The sequence below is a fragment of the Leifsonia sp. SIMBA_070 genome (genome assembly GCF_046534635.1).
Taxonomy (GTDB): Bacteria; Actinomycetota; Actinomycetes; order Actinomycetales; family Microbacteriaceae; genus Leifsonia.
The window spans coordinates 1-270 of the sequence record NZ_JAWRYK010000310.1 but is presented as its reverse complement, the minus strand read 5'-3'; the positions used below and the strand labels follow the sequence as shown (position 1 = coordinate 270).

The following is a 270-nucleotide window of genomic DNA, read 5'->3' as shown; positions in this document are numbered from 1 at the left end:
ATAGCAGGTTGAAATAATATGGTGGCTCTATCAGGCCTTTCTTTTCCAAATATTTAACGTAGTTTATCATACCAACATCAAACGCTTCCAACTCCGGCACTACTCCTTTTTCTTTCATTATTGAAGCTAACGCAATAATAGTATCAGGAGAATTAACACTTGCGGTTTTATTAAAATTCAATGAACTAAGGGTTAGGCTACCCATATCTGGTTTTAGGTTACCTTCCAATAATAGAGGGTCAGCTCTAAACTCAATTTCACTAAAGTCTC

1 protein-coding gene is annotated in these 270 nt (G+C 35.9%); it reads right to left on the bottom strand.

What is annotated here, in order from left to right; all coding sequences use genetic code 11:
• A partial coding sequence (locus SB754_RS20475; RefSeq protein ID WP_410784197.1) for a 3-keto-5-aminohexanoate cleavage protein occupies positions 1 to 270 on the bottom strand: 270 nt, incomplete at both ends.